The sequence below is a fragment of the Oleiharenicola sp. Vm1 genome, from assembly GCF_047777955.1.
Taxonomy (GTDB): Bacteria; Verrucomicrobiota; Verrucomicrobiia; order Opitutales; family Opitutaceae; genus Didemnitutus.
This window is the reverse complement of record NZ_CP180537.1, coordinates 1137168-1153380: the sequence shown is the minus strand read 5'-3', so window position 1 is coordinate 1153380 and position 16213 is coordinate 1137168. Positions and strand designations below refer to the sequence as shown.

The following is a 16213-nucleotide window of genomic DNA, read 5'->3' as shown; positions in this document are numbered from 1 at the left end:
GCTAGAACCAGCGGTGATAGGTGGCTTTTGTGTCAGCGGTGCGAAAGCCCTGATTTTGGTAGAGACGTTGCGCCGCGACATTCGAAGCCTGTGTTGCCACGCGCACCTCGACACATCCTTGGTCCCGGAACCAGCGCAAGGCGCCTTGCATGAGTGTGCGGCCGCGCCCGCATCCCCGTTCGGCCTCCGCGACGGCGATTAACCCTATCCGTCCAACGCTCCGGGTCGCGTCGAGCTGGCAGGTGACGTAACCCGCCACCCCACGCGCCCCAGAAACCACGAAGACGCAGTATTCCTGGAAGTCGCGCTGGATCCAACGCGCGTAGAGATCCGCGGCTCGCGATGCGGGGAAGCTATCGTCCTTAAAAAAACGCGAGTCAACGTGCGCCTCGCGAGCGATTGTCTCCAGCGTCGGGAGCTCCGCCGGCAAGGCGGGACGAAAGGCCGCTGGCGGCTCAGGCGTCGGGGTCCGCACGAGATTAACGGCGAGGTCAACGCGCACATCGATAAACTTAAACCCTCCAGCATGCGCGTGCTCGAGTGTCACGCGATCGTTGCCGTCTCCGAAAAAATAGAGGCAGCGCAAACGCTCCCCCCTCCCCCACGCCAGCAGGGCGGCCAGCGTGTCGGAGGTCAGCCGGCTGCTGTGGGCACGACCAATGCGGAAACCGAAGAAGTCGGAATCCCATGCCAGAAATACACCGGGACAATCTACGCCGTCAGCGTTGCTCATCGACGGGACGGAGGGTGCTCTCGGCCACCGTGTAAGCGGGCCGATTCATGGTGCGAAAGTGGATGCGGGCCAAGTATTCCCCCATAATGCCAAGGGCGAAAAGTTGCGCACCGGAGAAAATCGCGATGATCGATGCCAGGAACGGGAAACCCGCCACCGTGCTGCCGAACATCAGGTAGCGTCCGACCACGTAAGCTAGCACGGCCATGCCGAATAGCGTGAAGGCAAAACCCACGATGCTGGCGATCTGGAGCGGCAGCACCGAGAAACCGGTCATCATGTTCAGCGTGTGCCGGATCAGCTTCGCCACCGTGTAGTTCGAGGAGCCGCTCGCTCGCGATTCGTGGCGCACCGGCACCGCCCGGAACCGATTTGCACTCCAAGTGAGCAGCACGTCGATGTTCACAAAAGGGCTGTCATAGGTCGAAAAACCCTCTCGCAGCTCCGTGCGAAACACGCGCCAAGCGCTGACCAGCCGAGCGGTGTCCGCCCCCATCGCGCCCTTGAGCACCATCTTCGTCACTGCGGAGCTGAGGTCACGCAGCAGGCCATGTCGGAGCTGCTGTGGCGTGCCGTAGAGGACATCGACGTCGCCCGCGAAAGCCGCAAGCAAGCGCGGCAATTCCTCGGGTGGGTGCTGCAAGTCGTCGTCCATCGTCACGAGGGTCGCGAAGCGCGCCGCCCGGATGCCGGCAAGGAGGGCATTGTGCTGACCGTAGTTGCGCATCATGCGCAATCCCCGCACCCACTCATGCTCCGAAGCTAGACGCTGGATGACTCCCCAGCTCGCATCCGGACTGCAATCATTCACGAGGACCAGCTCGAACGACCGACCGGTCGCGATCAACACCGGCTGCAGCCGTGCCACCAAATCCGCCAGCATGTTCGCGCTATTGTAGACGGGAACGACAACCGATACGCCCGCAGGCAGCGTCGGTCGATTCGTTAGCTCGGGGTTCATCTCCATGTCCGCGCCGACCGTAGGGGTTCACCGATGCCATGCAAAGCAAACCGTAGCCGATCCACCCAATCGGAGGCATTCCCGGTCTCGCATGATTCAGACGTTCTCGTCCTCGTGGCCGGACAGCTCGCGGCGGTTCGCAGGCAGGTGCTGCGGAAGGAAGAAGTAGTAGAGCATGAGCTGCCAGCTGCGCGACGAGCGGTAGAGCAGCAGTGGCACCAGCAGGGCGGCGGCGATCGCCACGATGGCGGCGACCATGCTGCCCAACACGCCGTAATACCAGAGCAGGGCGATCGGCGTGAGGAACACGATGCAGGTCACCCCGTAGTTCAGCGCCATCGCGCCGAGGAAGAAGCCCTCCTCGCGCTCGAGCTTGAGGCCGCATTGCGGGCAGGCGCGGTTGAGTTCGAGCGGCTTCTCCGGCTGGAAGAGCGTCTTGCCGCCGCAATTGGGGCAGCGATTCGTGAGGCCGCGTTGGATGATCTGCTGCTGCGTGACGCGCATAAATGAAAACGCCCCACCTTACGGCGGGGCGTTCGGGAAAGCAAAGCGCGGACTTTAGGCGCCGAGCTGGAAGCGGACGAAGCGGCGGATCACCATGTTTTCGCCGATGGTGCCGACCTTCTCCTTGAGGAGGTCCTTGATCGTCTTGTCCGGGTTTTTGACGAAGGGCTGGTCGATGAGGCACACCTGCGAGAAATACTTCTCGAGTTTGCCTTCGACGATCTTCTGCACGGCGGCGGCGGGCTTGCCCTCCATCTGCGCGGCAGCGATGTCGCGCTCCTTGGCCAGCTCGGCCTCCGGGACCTGCTCGCGGGAGACGTAGAGCGGGCTGGTCGCGGCGATCTGCAGGCAGAGGTCGCGGCAGAAGGCCTTGAAGTCGTCGTTCTTGGCCACGAAGTCGGTTTCGCAGCCGACCTCGACGAGCACGCCGACTTTGCCGCCGACGTGGATGTAGGCCTCGATGAGGCCTTCCTTCGTCGAGCGGCCGGAGAGCTTGTCGATCTTGTTGCCGAGCTTCTTGCGGAGCAGCGTGACGGCGTCCTCCATGTTGCCCTTCGTTTCATCGAGGGCCTTCTTGCATTCGAGCATACCCGCGCCGGTTTTCTCGCGGAGTTCTGCAACCATACTGGCGGTGACAGCGGACATGTGAGTAATCGATTGGTTTGAGAGATTAGACCTCTTCCGTGGAGACGGAGGACTTCTTGGCGCCGGCCGTTCGGCTCGTGCGCTTGCGCGGGGCGGCGGCGGGCTTCTCGGTGACGAGCTCCTTCACGTCCTGCGGCAGCGCGACGACCTTGTCGAGCGCCTCGTCGGCGTCGGGCGTGCCCGCGGCGGCGGCGGCGTCAGCGGCGGCCTTCTCGGCGCGCTGCACGCGGCGGGTCTCGCGGTGCGCGAGGCCGGACTGGATCGCGGCGACGACCGTCTCGACGACGATGCGGATGGACTTCGCGGCGTCGTCGTTGCCCGGGATCGGGTGCGAGAGCTGGGTCGGGTCGGAGTTGGTGTCGACGAGGCCGACGCAGGGGATGCCGAGGCGCTTGGCTTCGGCGACCGCGATGGACTCGTAGCCGGCGTCGATGACGAACATCGCGCCCGGGAGGGCGGTGATGTTGGCGATGCCGTCGAAGTTGCGGGTCATGCGCGCCATCTCGCGGCGGATCGCGGACTCCTCCTTGGAGGAGAGCTTGGCGAGTTCGCCCGAGGCGTCTTGCGCCTGGAATTTCTTAAACTTGGCGAGCGACTTCTTGATCGTCTCGAAGTTCGTGAGCGTGCCACCCATCCAGCGGGTGGTGACGAACGGCATGCCGGTGGCGGTCGCGGCCTCCTTGATCAGCTCCTGCGCCTGGCGCTTGGTGCCGACGAGGAGGACCTCGTCGCCCGAGGCCACGAGGTTCTCGAGGAACGCGCAGGCCTTTTCGAGGGCGGCGTGGGTCTTCTCGAGGTCGATGATGGTGATGCCCTGGCGGTGACCGAACACGTAGGGCTTGGAGCGCGGATTCCAGCGCTTGGTCTGGTGACCGAGGTGGACGCCGGCATCGAGGAGGTCTTTGGGAGTGACGTTCATGGGATCTATGTATGGGTCGAATACACAGGTCGGCCAACTGGGCCGCCTTGCGATCAGACTGTGCCGCGAGCACTGCCCCTGTTCAGACAGGGCGCGCGGCGAGTTTTCGTTGGGTGGGTTGAAGGAACAGGAAGGGCCAAAACAGAGATGGCCGGCGGGCGGGGCAAGACCTTTCCTGAGTTTTTTGAAAAATGACGGTTGACAGGCGAAAACACGGTTCGCACGTTGACCGCTCCTTTGTTGCAGGGTGGAGCAGCCTGGTAGCTCGTCAGGCTCATAACCTGAAGGTCGTTGGTTCAAATCCAACCCCTGCACCCAATTTGAAACCCCCGGAAACTGCTCCCGGGGGTTTCTGCTTAATGACTTGCGCGATTTTCGAAAGAGCGACTGCCCGCGTGTGACCTGAGGTGACGCGAGGCAACTTTTGACCCCCAAAGTCAAAGAAACAGCCAAAGTTTTTCGAGGGGAAAACGCCTCTGAAGCCATTTTCGAAACGCGTTTTTTTGCGCACCAGCCTTCAGGGTCGCAGCCTGAAGTAACAGATCGGAGCACCGCTCAGCTCCGTCGCGACTCCCTTTGTTCGAGCGAAACGATGCCAGTATCACCAAGGCTGTGACGCGAGTTGCTCAGGCTCCCGCCCAGCAGAAGCTTGGAGACACTTTTTATGCGGAAAGCACGCGCGCGACTTTGGCTGTTTCTTTGACCTTTTCTGAGGCGTCTCGCCGCTGGACGGCCCAGATGGCATCAGCCCTCTGTGGCACTTACGCAACCAGCGCCCCCACTTTGGCAGGCTTTGGCGGGGCCCTAAACGTGCAACTTAGCACGGTGTCAGCTCGCTGAAACTACGCAGCCGAGGCGACGGCACCAAGTCCCCGGCTCCCCCTGGAGAGGTTTTCTGTAGCCGTTCCGGCCTGCGCAAGTCGCGTGATCTCTTTCAACGAATAGCGCAACATCCCGGGCAAAATCTCTACGGGATGGAGCATCCCATCGCGGGTCATTCGCCAGATCGTGACGCGATTCACGCTCAGCATTTCCGCGGCGCGCTTCTGGGTTACGAGCAGGCGCTCGCCGACCGTCGCGATGGGCACCGCTGTCTCGCCAAAGTCGCCATCGAGCAGCCGCCGCACAAAGCCGCGCTCCGGCTCGGTCAAAGAAGCATCGGAGGTCATCACGGTTTGCAGTATGGCGCGCGTGGTCGTGTTCATGAAACCAGCGTCGTCAGCCCACGCATTGCCTCAAGTGCGCCGGTCTGCCGAAATCGCGGGACGTGGCCTACCCCGAATGCGGTAGATACGCCGCCGTTGCCCTTTTCACGCCGGGACAGGTTCACGGAGACGTGAACACCGCTCAAACCGTGAACATCACCTGCGCAGCACAGGGACCAGGTAGCCCGGATCGCGACAACCACCTCCGCGAATTGCGCAGGCAGCCCCGTGAGCCCATTGCGGCGAATAAACGCGGCCCACTGGGTTTGCTTGGTCGCGTCGTGGGCGAAGGCGTCGCTTAGCGGTTCAGGCCACACGGGCAAAGCGGTCTGCCGACGCGTAAACGTCGCTTCGATCGCGCGGCGCAGCGTCGCGCCATCGAGCTGAAAGCGGCGCGTGAGAAACCACACGTCGTGAAAGTCCTTCATCCGCGTGTTGGCGATGCCGAGCTTCGCCATTGCTTCGAATTTTTCGGCCACGACCGTGTAAACGGGATATGTCCGCACCTGTGGCGCCGGGAAATCCAGCAGCGCGGGAAAGCTCGCCTCTTCCGGCGCAGGCGTGACCGCATCGCCGACGCCGACATCGATTTGAACCGGCACCTCCGCCGGGCCCAGCTTCGCCACGATCCGGACGCGGACGCCGCCGTAGGTGTTGTCTTCGCGGATTTCCTCGGCGCGCACGGAAGCGGGATCGAACACCAAGCCATCGTCCACGACCGGCAGCGCGACCACCTCGCGAAACACCTTTTCCAAATCCTCTTTCTCGGAGGGACCGAAGCCCAGGAGATCGAGGTCCCGCGTGGGCCGATGGGTTTTCTCGTCCCAGACGACGAACAGCATCGCGCCCTTCAGCAAGAAGCGGTCGGCGTAAGCGGATTGACTCAGGCGGAACAGCAGGCGCTCGATGCCGTAGCGGAGCAGCAGCAGGTTGAAATCGTCACCGCGTCGCGCGGCCTCGTTTTGCAGGCGCGCCTTCACGGAGGCCGCGAGATTCTTCGGGGCGGCACTCATGTCAGCATCTCCAGGTAAGGCTGCATCACGCGGCTGACGCGGCACACCGCCGCTGCCGCCGCGAGTTCCTTGATCGTGAATTTCTTCGCCAGCCACCCGTCCCGCAGCGCCTCGACCGCAACATCGAGGCCGTATTTCTGCCGATACTTGAAGCAATCCGCCACGGTCTTGGCCGGCGAATATACCCGGACCGTTCCGCCGGTGAGGGCGTGCTCCTCGACGCCGAACGAGTAGGCCGGACCCGAGAACTTGGCGAAGCGCAGCGGCAGACTTACGCCGCGAGGGCGATTGCTGCCGCGCGGCAGCGCGAGCCAGATCTGATGAGGGGCCTGCGTGCCGATCCCGTGGAATTGCAGCGCGGAGACCAGACAGACGACGCCGCGGGGCACGCGCTGGGACGCTTCCACCAGCGATTGGTTCTGATCGCCGTCGAAACCGGCCGAGGCATAAAGTCCGCGCGCGAGCTGGCGAACGCGCTCTTGGCTCACCAGCCGACGCAGATACTCACGAGAGTAGCCGGCCGCGACCATGTCGCGCGCACGGAACACCCCCAGCCGGCTGGCGTGATCGCCAGCGGCCTTGAGCCGAGTGGTGGTGTTACGTTGTGTTTTCACTTCTCTATTTATGGTGTGAAAACGTAACACCGAGACAAGGCGAAACGCAGGGGGGCCGAAGTCAGGCACTCAAGCGGAGGCTCCGGTGGATTTCTTGGCGCATGGCCTCGCGTTCCGCGATGTGGAGAGCGAGCACGCCCAGCAGCCGGTCGTGAAACAGGTTGGTGCGGTGATACACGACGAAGCCGAACGCGGTCTGCTCCGGCCGCCACTCCACCGAGGCGCTCACATGTTGCGCGGCGTGATCCCAAAGCCGGATCGCTCCGCCATCGAAGGCCGGCGCGATCAGCGCGAACATTTCGACCGCCTCAACGGGAGAGTCGGTTTTGAATTCTGGCATGAAGTTGCCGGCCCGCGCCTGCCGATAAATTTGGTAGCGCGGTTCGTGGCCGGATTGAGCTTCGACGCGGGAGGCATCGGACTGCGGTGCGAGTGTATTCGTTTTCATAAGTCTCCTTTTGATGAATGCCGGGAGCGGATTGCTTCGCGGCGCTTCAACCATTTTCCAGCTCGCCCGACCCTCAACGACCGGCCCCTGCCGAGTTCGCGGGAGGCTCGCTACACCGAATTCGGTAGGGCCGGCGCCTGCCGCTCAGCGCACCAACGCTGCATTGTGCGGGCGTGAATCGTCACGCGATCTCAATCACGTCCCCAATTAGGCTGCCGATCTTCGGCGCCAGGTGCGAGCGGACTTGCTGCGGGATCGCTTTCCAATCGCTCGTCGCGATGAACGTGGGCCGCGACGCGAATGCAGGCCATCACTCCGAAGGGCGCCGTGAAAACCAGCGCCGTCCAACCTGGCTCGGTGGCGAATTTCCAGCCGCTTCGTTTCCACGAACCAACCCCAGTCACGCCGGAGACGCCATCTTCCCCGCCAACCGGTCCGACGTCCCTTCCTTGCGGACGCTTCGCGTTCTCCCGGGCAATTCCGCTTGGGCGGAACGTTCTTTTTTCCCGGAGCGCTTTTGCTCTCTCTGGCGGTCCCTCCATCTGGGCCGCCGCTGCGCGGACAGGGAGCGTTCGGGTCCTCCTTGAAAGGAATCCCCCCAACCGTCCCCTCGTCCCTGACGGCGCCTCCGCCTCGGGGCGAGAGAGCAATCCCGCTCCTCAAAATCAAAAAAGGAACTATATGCCCTCCAAGACCGCTCAATCCGCTCCGCAATCCAAGAACGCCTCGACCGGCAAACTGCCGGTGAAGACCCTCCGCCTCGGCCGCATCAAGGCCGCGGTCTGGGAAAACGAAGCCGACCAGAAGAAATTCTACAACGTCACCTTCGCCCGGACCTACTTGGACGACGCCCGGAATTTTCACGACACCGACAGCTTCGGCCGTGATGACCTTCCGCTCGTAGCCAAGCTCGCCGACCAGGCGCATACGTTCATTTTCGAACGCCTCGCGGAATCCAAAAGCGAACACAGCGAGTGAAGTTCGCTCGCCCCCGGCGGCCGGTTTCGACCGGCCGCTTTTTTCATGGCCACTTTCAGTCTCCGACCGAAGAATCGATGCTCGCTAAGCTCGAATCTTCCAGCGACTGCCTACCGGCGATCTCCTTAAAGCAGTCCCCACGAGTGCGCCCTCCCCGAACGGTGATCGCGACGTCATTTCCGGTTTCCATCGCAAAAATGGTGATCGGCACCTAATGTCATGTATGCTTCGGACCTAAATCATGCGCCTTCTTGTTTCACTCCTCTCGGTCAGGCGCTGCGGACTTCTCCGGCTACGACCCGCCACCTCTTCAACCCGCCTAGCCTGTCTACGTGCCGCATGTCCGCGCAATTGCTGCAAAGCATTTCCGCTTGTTGAAGTGGAAGCAAAGGAGGCTAGTTGCGGTGTTCTACTAACACAGCAGTTGGAGGGGAAAACATACCTCCAACGGCACAAAGGGGCGTGCATCCATTTCAACTCTGGACTTTGCTCAGTATATTCGAGCCGCCCGAGTTCGTGCCGCGAGTATCCGTGGTATCGAATCAACAACGTGCTCTATGTGGACCGCGGTTGCCCCGGAATACAAGAAAGCGGGCTCGGTGATCGCCTGGAGGTCGAAGACCTTCAAGAAATGGCGCGATACTACACCACCCTGCCACGCTGGTTACGTCGCCTTACGATTTGGCTCCAAGTTCACTGGTGATCCGGTAGGCTGGGCAGTGGTCCGGTATCAGGTATGCCCACTAGAATCGGGCGCGACTTCGCCTTTGGTTGCCTCGACATAGCCCATATCCGTGCAAGATCGAGCAAGTTGCGATAGCTTTGGGAGGGCCTCCGAAAAAATGCCTTTCTGAAGCATGAAGAATAGATCCGTTCCAGGCCCTGGATAAAAGTCGATTGCCCGCTTTGTGAAAAGCACATCGGCAAGCACTGGAACCTCTTGAATGAAAAAGGCACAAAACCGGTTGATGTCACCCGTCCGTGCGCTGGGAGGTATGGCTCGTTTCACCTCGGTCCAGACAAATTCCCGAAACTTCTTATCAGTGTAAAACGCGCGCTCGCACTCGAACTTCAGATCGGGATCGATAGACGCCGCAAGCGACCGCCAGTTCACCAAGGAAGCAACAACCTTCGTGGAACTCAGCGCCGACGACACCATGCTTTGCGCCTCGCGAGATATCTTATTTAGGCCCGTAACCGCAGAGGTGAAGTCATCGAGCGTATTAGATGTCGCTAGTATGTTGTAGATATACGGCTCGTCTACGATGCATACTGTCAGTTCCATTCCGAGCTGCTTCACGACAGCCAAAACTGAACGAAAAAATTGGCGAGAAAATCTTGGATTCTTAACACTCACCCCAATGAACGCCCTCCGACCTTTCAGGGATGAGAAAGAGCCAACATCCCAGCTGAGCAGATCGAATTGATAATCGAAGCTCGAGATTCCGTCCCGCGATGATGGTCGAATGCTACTCAAGCGCGTTAAAACAATCAGGCACTGCCGGCACTGACCTCTACGATGAACTTATGGTTCCCTGCGTGGCAGGCGCAGGTGGGTTACTAAGTTCTTTTATAAACTCTTCACTGTCGCGTCGCATGTTACTCATTCCCCGATAGCTTTCGCCGTGAGGTAAGCCGATAAACACGGTAAAAAGGCCGGCCACAGTTAAAGTAACTATCGAGTAATTTGGTTCGAGTGCTTTCCCGCCAGAAAATTGAGGCGAAACCACGACTACACCAAACAAGACAGCTAAGCCCAAACCAAGCACGCACGCCGGCAAAGTGCGCTTCAAGTTATCAATTCGAGTCGCTGCATACCGCATTTGCTCCTTGGCTCGAAGAAGGTTGCCGAGGGATTCTTCCTCGCGATTTTCAATCTCTGGTCGAACGCAATAATACTGAGAAGCGGCTGTCGCATCAATATTCTTTGGCCTCAGAACTCCCTTAACTTGCGACAAACGCTCCTGCCACTTTGTGAGTTCTCCGAACTCAGCGGAACAAATAGCACATCGGCAAGTTACATAGGACACAATGAAGATTGCGAAGAAGATACCTCCGCTCTTCGCGGCGATCAAAACGATGTCAGCAATGGGTGAGTTCATGTTTTCGCAGCTGTAACGTCCGTATCCGGTGATTGCTGCCTCTTCCCCTGCAAAATAGCCACTATGACCCCCGGGACAGATGCAATAACCGCAACCAGTATCGGTAATACCATTTGGATGTTAAATGGGATGGAAGTCGGTGGCCAAAGCGTCACGTAACCTGTAGCAACAAATCCAACGGAAGTAGTAAGCAGCAGCGCCAATGCCGAGAACCGCACTCCGTGAAGATACGCGATTGCCGGCAAAGCTAGTATTAATATCAAAGCATTGACGGCAGACGCGACTACGAGAATTGAAGAAACTCCGCCCAAGCGGTGTGCCATCGCACACCCTACAACGATTGAAAAACCTAGCAGTCCGAGCCAGAGGTATCTGCGAGCCGTTAAGGTTGGAGTGCGCAATATATCACGGATCGTCGTATCGAAGAACGCTAGCACAGCACTGTCTGCTGTCGAAAGCATCACCCCTGACATGGCGGTGCCAAGGGCAATCGCTATGACTAGAGACACGGAGTTTCCAGCTACCACGCCTGCAGAAAGGCTGTTGAGAAAGGAAACGTATTCCTCACCAGAGGCTGCCGTTACCGTGCCGGAGGCGCGCAGGAAAATTCCGAGAATAATGCCAAATCCCCAAGTGAGTGGCGATACGACAACGAGACCAAGAAAAAGATCGCGAATCCGGGCATGCTTCTCCTCCTCTGTCTTAAGATCGTCCAGTTCAAGGCTGGCAATCCGCTGGTAGTTTGATCCATCGGCAAATTGCCAGAGAATGTTCGCTAGCGTAAACCCGAGGAGCGTTACCCAACCATAGGGCTCCAATAGTTGCTTGAACAATCCTTCAATATCGACCCCCGCCGACATATTGCCTTGCCATGGTTTATAGAAAAGCCCGGCTGTGACGATTATGAATAGCGAAATCACGAGCGAAAGCCTCACTAGTGGCGTCGAGCGATCTCCGCGGCTGTAAAAAAACAGGACGGCGTAGAGTGCGGTGGAAATAATCCAAAGCAAAATGCCTGTGAGTCCGCTCCGAGCCACAACGTTTGGCAACAACAGGCAGAAAACTATCGCAAAACCCACATACGCCATCGACAGCTGAACCTTGTCGGTTGCGACTACCTTCCTCATGCCCCCCAAGATCGAGTAGCAAAACACCGAAATTCCGAGCGCGAAGAAGAACACCCACCAGACCGCGGTCTCGGGGTATGTCTTGGATTGCGCAAACAGCTTCGAGAGGAAGTCGGACGCGAATGAAGTTTCGACGTAAAACAGTCCCAGAAAGAAAAACGCGATCAGGCCTCCTACAATCCGTCGGCATGGTGCAGCAAATGGCGAGGACAGGAATCCAGCTAGGGTTACATAACTTGATCGGACCGCCAAAAGCCTTGGGGCATACAGCGAGAAAAGCCACATTCCTATGCCCCAGCTAATCAAATACAGAATATTAGATGCCCCGTAATTGTAGCCCCAGTAGATGAAATAGAAAGTCGTCGAGATTTGCAGCATGTAGGATACGGTGGAGGCACTGATATCCCCCTTTTTCGTTTTTTGCGATGCGTGCAAAAAGCGATCGTCTAGCGAATTGCCCTCGCTTTCGTCCGTGGAGCGCCAGAATCCGTAAATCGAAAAGCACGCGATGGGTAATAGAAACGTAAGCAAAACCAGCGTCGGCGCGATAGTGTTCATCTTTAAGTTGGGCTCACGCACAAGGTCACTATGGCTTGCGCAAGCCGTTGACAAGCGGGATATCTGAGCGAAAGGACATCTTTGGAGCCGGCGAACAATGCTTGTTGGCGGTCAAACATCGCCGGGCGTTGTTCACGCGCAGCTACCTCAACATCAGCGGCAGTGCTGGCCACGAGGTTGACTATCGCACCCGATAAAAGAGCAGCCCCGCAATTCGTCACTAATGGGCACCTGAGACACTCAACGCGCGGTGAAGTGGTCGCGCCTACGCGCTGGCGCGTTCCTTCGGAGCCGGCTTCGCGCCTCCTTGGAGGCGCCGCTGGAATCCCGGATAGTAGACGTTCGCGCCCGTCACCCAAATGTAGCCGTGCTGGAGCGCATACAACATGAGCTGCCCTTTGTGGTGCAGCTTGAGCTTCGCCATGATCGCCTTCCGGTGCGTGTTCACCGTGTGCGGCGAAATGCCCAGCCGCTCCGCCGCCAGTTGATCGTCCGAACCATCGCCGATGATCGAGAGCACCATCCCCTCTTTTTCCGTGAGCGCATCGAGGGTGATGTTCTTTGGCCGCTTCAAGTGTTCGACCATCGTCGGGCTGACGTAGAGGCGACGCTGAATCACCTGTTGCAACGCGGCGGGCAGATTTTCCAAACCCTCCGCGTGCCCGTCGTAGATGCCGTCGTAACGGATGCCGCGCAGCATTTCGAAAGTGCGGGCCTCCTTCCGGGAAGTGAGCACCAGAATCGGCAGCGTCGTATCGATGAACGGCTCGAAATGTTCGAGGCCGTCCATGTCGTCGATCTTCACGCCCGCCACGAACAGATCGGGTGGCTCCGCTTGGATCGAGTCCAAGGCGTCGAAACCGTGTTGAAAAACGAGCACCGTGGCATTGCGCCACAGCTCTTTGATCTGGCGGCAAATCAGATCCCCATACAAGCGGTCCGCCTTGAGGACCACGATCCGCGGAGATGCCTGTTTCGACAACATGACTTCACGACGCCTTCAGTTTTAACCTCAATCCATCTGCGTCGGGATGCAGATGGCCGTTACCGGTCCCGCCGGCGAGCAGGTCGGCGGCGATGGCGTTGCGCACGAGGAGTTCGGTCGCATCGCGCATTGGCCGCGCGCCCAATCGATCATTGAAGCCACGTTGAATCACCACTTCGGGCACCGTGTCGTGACACCGCACGTCACATCCGCGTGCGCCCTGCGCCTCGCATTCCGCCTGGATCATGTCGCGCGCGATTACGCGCTGTGTGTCGAAATCCAGCTTGTTGAAGACCACCACCGCGTTGATGCGCGCGAAAATCTCCGGTCGCAGTTCCCGCTGCGCCTCTTGCCGCACAAGCCGCTCCATCGTTTCGAACTTCGACTTGCGCAGCGCCATGACGCGCTGCGCGCCGATGTTGCTCGTGAGCACCACATACCAATCCGAAAAGTTCAGTTCCCGGTTGCGTCCCGTCGTCACGCGGGCCGCATCGAGCAATTGCAGCAGCACGTCTAGGACGCGCGGGTGCGCCTTCTCGATTTCATCGAAGAGCAACGTGCCGCGTCCCGCGCAGCGGTCGTAACCCTCGGCGATTCGCCCGGGGATCGTGGCGTCGCCGAGCAGGAGCGCGAGACGTTCGGCCGTCTGATACTCCGACATATCGAGTCGGACGACGCGTCCCGCCCCCGCGACTTCAGCCGTGAACTGCAGCGTCAGCTCAGTTTTGCCGACGCCGGTCGGGCCCAGAAAAAGGAAACTGGCGCGCGGACGGCCCGGGTGAGCCAAACCAAGTTCACCATGCTGGACCCTCTCGCAGACGCGATCGATGGCGGGATCCTGCCCGCGCAGCCGGCCTTTCAGCCGTGCTGGCAGCGCAGCGAGCTTCGCCCTGATCTCGTCGGTGAGTTCCATGGCGCACCTCACCACTTCGCTTGCGTCGCCCGCGGATCGGTCGTCGCCGCGACGCCATCCGACGCCGTCGCGGCATTGGCGCGCGTTTGGTTGCGCTCCGCTTCCATCCGGTCGCGCAGCCGCAAGGCCTCGCCGGTCTGTTTCACGAGCTGGGCATACTGCGCCTGCATTTTTGTCTGCGTCGCCGCCATCGCGGTGTGCATGTCCTGCATTTCCGCGGTGATGGCCTTTTGCTTCGCCAGCTCCGCGGACAATTCCTCGCTCGCCGGCAACGGCGTATAGCTCGCCGGGGCGAACACGGTGCGCGGCGCCGTATCGTTCGCGTCGGCGTTGGCCGGCACCAGGGTGCGGCGAAACACGATGTGCGCCTCGTGTCGAATCTCTGGACTACCGGAATCCCGGTAGCCGCGGACCGCGTAGGCGGTCTCGACCGCCTTGCGCTCGCTTGCCGCCGGCAGGGCCGGAGGCGGAACCGGCGCCTGCACCACCCGCGCGTTCGGCGAGGCACAGCCCGCCAAGACCACCGCGACCAAAATCCAGCATGAGTGACGCATAACTATCCTTTGTTGGGAGTTTGGGCCGAAGGGGTGTTTATCCGCGGCGCATCCTCGCCCGCCGCGGTTTTCACCCCGGCGACACTGGCGCGCTGCGGATTGATCGCTTCGAGCACGTAGACGTAGAATTCCTTCCCGGCTGCGACCCGGACGAAGTAGCCGTTTTCCTCGATGTCTTTCAGGGTGCGTTGGGCGTAAAGTTCGAACACGTCGCCCGCGCCTTCGCGGACGCCATTCGAGAGCGAGCCGGTGATCGTCGTTCCCAAGGCGGTCTGCGTTCGGTCCTGCGTGCCGCGCGCGAATCCGCTCAGCGCGGCGGACGCGAGCATCTTCAATTCCTGGAGATTGTCGCTCGCGATGACGCGTCCCTTGACTCCGGCGGAGCCATCGGTGATCCCGTAGCCGTCGATGTCCTGATCGTATTCGCGATCCAGCGCGACGCCGTTGAATGCGAGTTCGCGCCCATCCTGCCAGACAAAGCGCCACGTGCCGGACGCCGTCACGCGGTCGCGCATGCGGCCCGCCCGCGCGGTGCCGTGCACGAGCGTGTTGGCGGGAATGATTTTCTTCCCGTTCTGCCACACGTCTTCGAGCAGCACGGCGATGACGGGCGTTTCGAGGTTCGCGCTATCAATCGTGTTCACGAGTTTGCACTTCAGTAGCGTGCCGAACGGCATGAATCGTTCGGGTGGCTCTGCGCTCACCCGCTTCGCGTCGGCGGATGGCGCTTGGTAGCTCGCAAGCAGCGAGGCGTAGCGAATCTTCCGCGGCGGCGGAGGAGTCTTCGCGGCCGCCGTTGCCTTGCTTCCTTTCGCGTCGGTGGCGACGGGATGAAACGGCACGAGCCCGTCGCCTTTGGCGTCCTTGCCTTCCGTGGCTGCGGCCGGGCTGCGCGCCTCTTGGGGCATCCCGTCCTCGAGCCCTTGGTTCAGTGGGACCTGCACCTGCCCCAGCTCCACTTTCTTCGCGTTCGCGGCGGCGAGCCGGGCGGCGGCGCGCTCGTTGCTCTGATGCTTGCCGTAGATCGCGAGGCCCGAGAACAGAACCGCGACGAACACGACGAAGAGGCCGAACTTGCTCTTCAGAAAATTGCCGAGGTTGCGCGGGTTCATGGCTGGCTGCCCTCCGGCGACGGTGTTGGTGTCACGTTGGCCGCGAGCGCTTCGCGCCGCGTCGTGTTGACGAGAATCGTGAAGGCGTTGTCCGCGCTCAGGTCGTTGCGATTGCCGTCTGGCAGGCCGACGATGGCGAACTCCGCATCGGCCGTCGCACCTGGTTCGAGGCTGCGCGGGCCGTTGGCAATCGATTGCTCGAATCGTTCCTGCGCCACGCGGGCGGCAAAGGTGCTCGGGGCCAACTCAAGCGTGCGATCCGTGGTGTTGTGCAGCCGCAGCAGGAAGACGACCGCATCCTCTTTCGAGAAGCGGTAGACTTCCTGCACCGTGATCTCCAGGTCCGGCAGAACGACTTTCCGATTCTGCGCGCGGAGTGTCACGCCCTCGACGGCTTTCGGCAGCGACTTGGCGAGCACGGGATACGCGCGCGCCCGGTCCAGCAGGCTAAGGCCGATGCGCGGCGAAAACTTCACCGGCTCCGGCGGCGCCTCGACGCGCTTCGCCGTCGCGACTTCCGCTTTCCCGAAGATGATGCTGGCCACGGAATCGGCCGCGACGGTCCGGAGTTGGATGACGTAAGCGGCGCCGTCGTAAATCGCCGTGAGCCGGCCGGCGGCATCGGGTTGCAGGCTCTGGACGAGAATGAAGTTCGAGCCAGGCGCGTGCGTGATGTGGAACCGGAGCGGCGTGCCTTCCTCGACTTCCGACGCGTCGTGGCCGTTGTCGATGAGCATGTCCGCGCCCGCCACCGCGGTAAGCGGTCCGGGAAACATCACCGTGGTGATCTCGCGGGAAATCGGGAGCTCTACGACCTGCTGCGCATCGAGCGCGAGGTTGCG

General features: G+C 60.7%; 19 protein-coding genes and 1 tRNA gene. 3 read left to right on the top strand and 17 right to left on the bottom strand.

Going from position 1 to position 16213, the window contains the following annotated elements; all coding sequences use genetic code 11:
* Window position 1: 1 nt before the first annotated feature.
* From ACMYLB_RS06060 to rpsB, 5 genes are all read right to left on the bottom strand, one after another.
* Window positions 2–733 (bottom strand): GNAT family N-acetyltransferase, encoded by a 732-nt coding sequence (locus ACMYLB_RS06060; RefSeq protein ID WP_415910054.1) that lies wholly within the window; start codon window positions 731–733, stop codon window positions 2–4.
* Complete coding sequence (locus ACMYLB_RS06055) at window positions 720–1700, bottom strand: glycosyltransferase family 2 protein (protein WP_415910053.1); 981 nt, start codon at window positions 1698–1700, stop codon at window positions 720–722. Before ACMYLB_RS06055 ends, ACMYLB_RS06060 begins: the two co-directional genes overlap by 14 nt.
* Before the next feature lie 90 nt (window positions 1701–1790).
* The gene (locus ACMYLB_RS06050) at window positions 1791–2198 is read right to left on the bottom strand and encodes a DUF983 domain-containing protein (RefSeq protein ID WP_415910052.1); all 408 of its coding nucleotides are present in this window, start codon (window positions 2196–2198) and stop codon (window positions 1791–1793) included.
* A 54-nt stretch (window positions 2199–2252) separates the two neighbouring features.
* Window positions 2253–2843, bottom strand: a complete 591-nt coding sequence (locus ACMYLB_RS06045; protein WP_415910051.1) for a translation elongation factor Ts — start codon at window positions 2841–2843, stop codon at window positions 2253–2255.
* Between the two features lie 25 nt (window positions 2844–2868).
* Window positions 2869–3762, bottom strand: a complete 894-nt coding sequence (rpsB, locus tag ACMYLB_RS06040) for a 30S ribosomal protein S2 (protein ID WP_415910050.1) — start codon at window positions 3760–3762, stop codon at window positions 2869–2871.
* A gap of 241 nt (window positions 3763–4003) precedes the next feature.
* Here rpsB and ACMYLB_RS06035 point away from each other — a divergent pair.
* Window positions 4004–4080: transfer RNA gene (locus ACMYLB_RS06035), tRNA-Met, on the top strand.
* A gap of 524 nt (window positions 4081–4604) precedes the next feature.
* Here the strand turns inward: ACMYLB_RS06035 and ACMYLB_RS06030 are convergent.
* The 4 genes from ACMYLB_RS06030 to ACMYLB_RS06015 all read right to left on the bottom strand — a co-directional run bounded on the left by ACMYLB_RS06030 (window position 4605) and on the right by ACMYLB_RS06015 (window position 7096).
* The gene (locus ACMYLB_RS06030; protein WP_415910049.1) at window positions 4605–4967 is read right to left on the bottom strand and encodes a hypothetical protein; all 363 of its coding nucleotides are present in this window, start codon (window positions 4965–4967) and stop codon (window positions 4605–4607) included.
* Window positions 4964–5947: a nucleotidyl transferase AbiEii/AbiGii toxin family protein gene (locus ACMYLB_RS06025; protein ID WP_415910048.1), complete on the bottom strand. Its 984-nt coding sequence runs from the start codon at window positions 5945–5947 to the stop codon at window positions 4964–4966. The genes ACMYLB_RS06030 and ACMYLB_RS06025 overlap by 4 nt, the downstream gene beginning before the upstream one ends.
* A 29-nt stretch (window positions 5948–5976) precedes the next feature.
* Window positions 5977–6594, bottom strand: coding sequence for a type IV toxin-antitoxin system AbiEi family antitoxin domain-containing protein (locus tag ACMYLB_RS06020; protein WP_415910047.1), 618 nt, complete (start codon window positions 6592–6594; stop codon window positions 5977–5979).
* Between the two features lie 61 nt (window positions 6595–6655).
* Window positions 6656–7096, bottom strand: coding sequence for a hypothetical protein (locus tag ACMYLB_RS06015; protein ID WP_415910046.1), 441 nt, complete (start codon window positions 7094–7096; stop codon window positions 6656–6658).
* A 627-nt stretch (window positions 7097–7723) separates the two neighbouring features.
* On the opposite strand from ACMYLB_RS06015, the gene ACMYLB_RS06010 reads away from it, so the two are divergent.
* Window positions 7724–8020, top strand: a complete 297-nt coding sequence (locus ACMYLB_RS06010; protein WP_415910045.1) for a hypothetical protein — start codon at window positions 7724–7726, stop codon at window positions 8018–8020.
* A 241-nt stretch (window positions 8021–8261) separates the two neighbouring features.
* On the top strand, window positions 8262–8723 hold the full coding sequence (locus ACMYLB_RS06005) for a YkgJ family cysteine cluster protein (RefSeq protein WP_415910044.1): 462 nt from the start codon (window positions 8262–8264) through the stop codon (window positions 8721–8723).
* A gap of 27 nt (window positions 8724–8750) precedes the next feature.
* Here the strand turns inward: ACMYLB_RS06005 and ACMYLB_RS06000 are convergent, their stop codons facing one another.
* The 8 genes from ACMYLB_RS06000 to ACMYLB_RS05965 form a co-directional block, all read right to left on the bottom strand.
* On the bottom strand, window positions 8751–9320 hold the full coding sequence (locus ACMYLB_RS06000) for a hypothetical protein (RefSeq protein WP_415910043.1): 570 nt from the start codon (window positions 9318–9320) through the stop codon (window positions 8751–8753).
* A 214-nt stretch (window positions 9321–9534) separates the two neighbouring features.
* Window positions 9535–10122, bottom strand: a complete 588-nt coding sequence (locus tag ACMYLB_RS05995) for a hypothetical protein (RefSeq protein WP_415910042.1) — start codon at window positions 10120–10122, stop codon at window positions 9535–9537.
* Window positions 10119–11807, bottom strand: a complete 1689-nt coding sequence (locus tag ACMYLB_RS05990) for a hypothetical protein (protein WP_415910041.1) — start codon at window positions 11805–11807, stop codon at window positions 10119–10121. Before ACMYLB_RS05990 ends, ACMYLB_RS05995 begins: the two co-directional genes overlap by 4 nt.
* A gap of 265 nt (window positions 11808–12072) precedes the next feature.
* Entirely contained in the window at window positions 12073–12762 is a 690-nt protein-coding gene (locus ACMYLB_RS05985) for a DNA-binding response regulator (protein WP_415910040.1), read from the bottom strand.
* Between the two features lie 34 nt (window positions 12763–12796).
* Window positions 12797–13705, bottom strand: coding sequence for an AAA family ATPase (locus ACMYLB_RS05980; RefSeq protein WP_415910039.1), 909 nt, complete (start codon window positions 13703–13705; stop codon window positions 12797–12799).
* Between the two features lie 8 nt (window positions 13706–13713).
* Window positions 13714–14238 carry a hypothetical protein gene (locus ACMYLB_RS05975; protein ID WP_415910038.1) on the bottom strand — a complete coding sequence of 175 codons (525 nt, stop codon included), beginning with the start codon at window positions 14236–14238 and terminating at the stop codon, window positions 13714–13716.
* 23 nt (window positions 14239–14261) lie between these two features.
* Window positions 14262–15371 (bottom strand): TrbI/VirB10 family protein, encoded by a 1110-nt coding sequence (locus ACMYLB_RS05970; RefSeq protein ID WP_415910037.1) that lies wholly within the window; start codon window positions 15369–15371, stop codon window positions 14262–14264.
* Window positions 15368–16108 carry a hypothetical protein gene (locus ACMYLB_RS05965; protein WP_415910036.1) on the bottom strand — a complete coding sequence of 247 codons (741 nt, stop codon included), beginning with the start codon at window positions 16106–16108 and terminating at the stop codon, window positions 15368–15370. Before ACMYLB_RS05965 ends, ACMYLB_RS05970 begins: the two co-directional genes overlap by 4 nt.
* Between the last annotated feature and the right edge of the window lie 105 nt (window positions 16109–16213).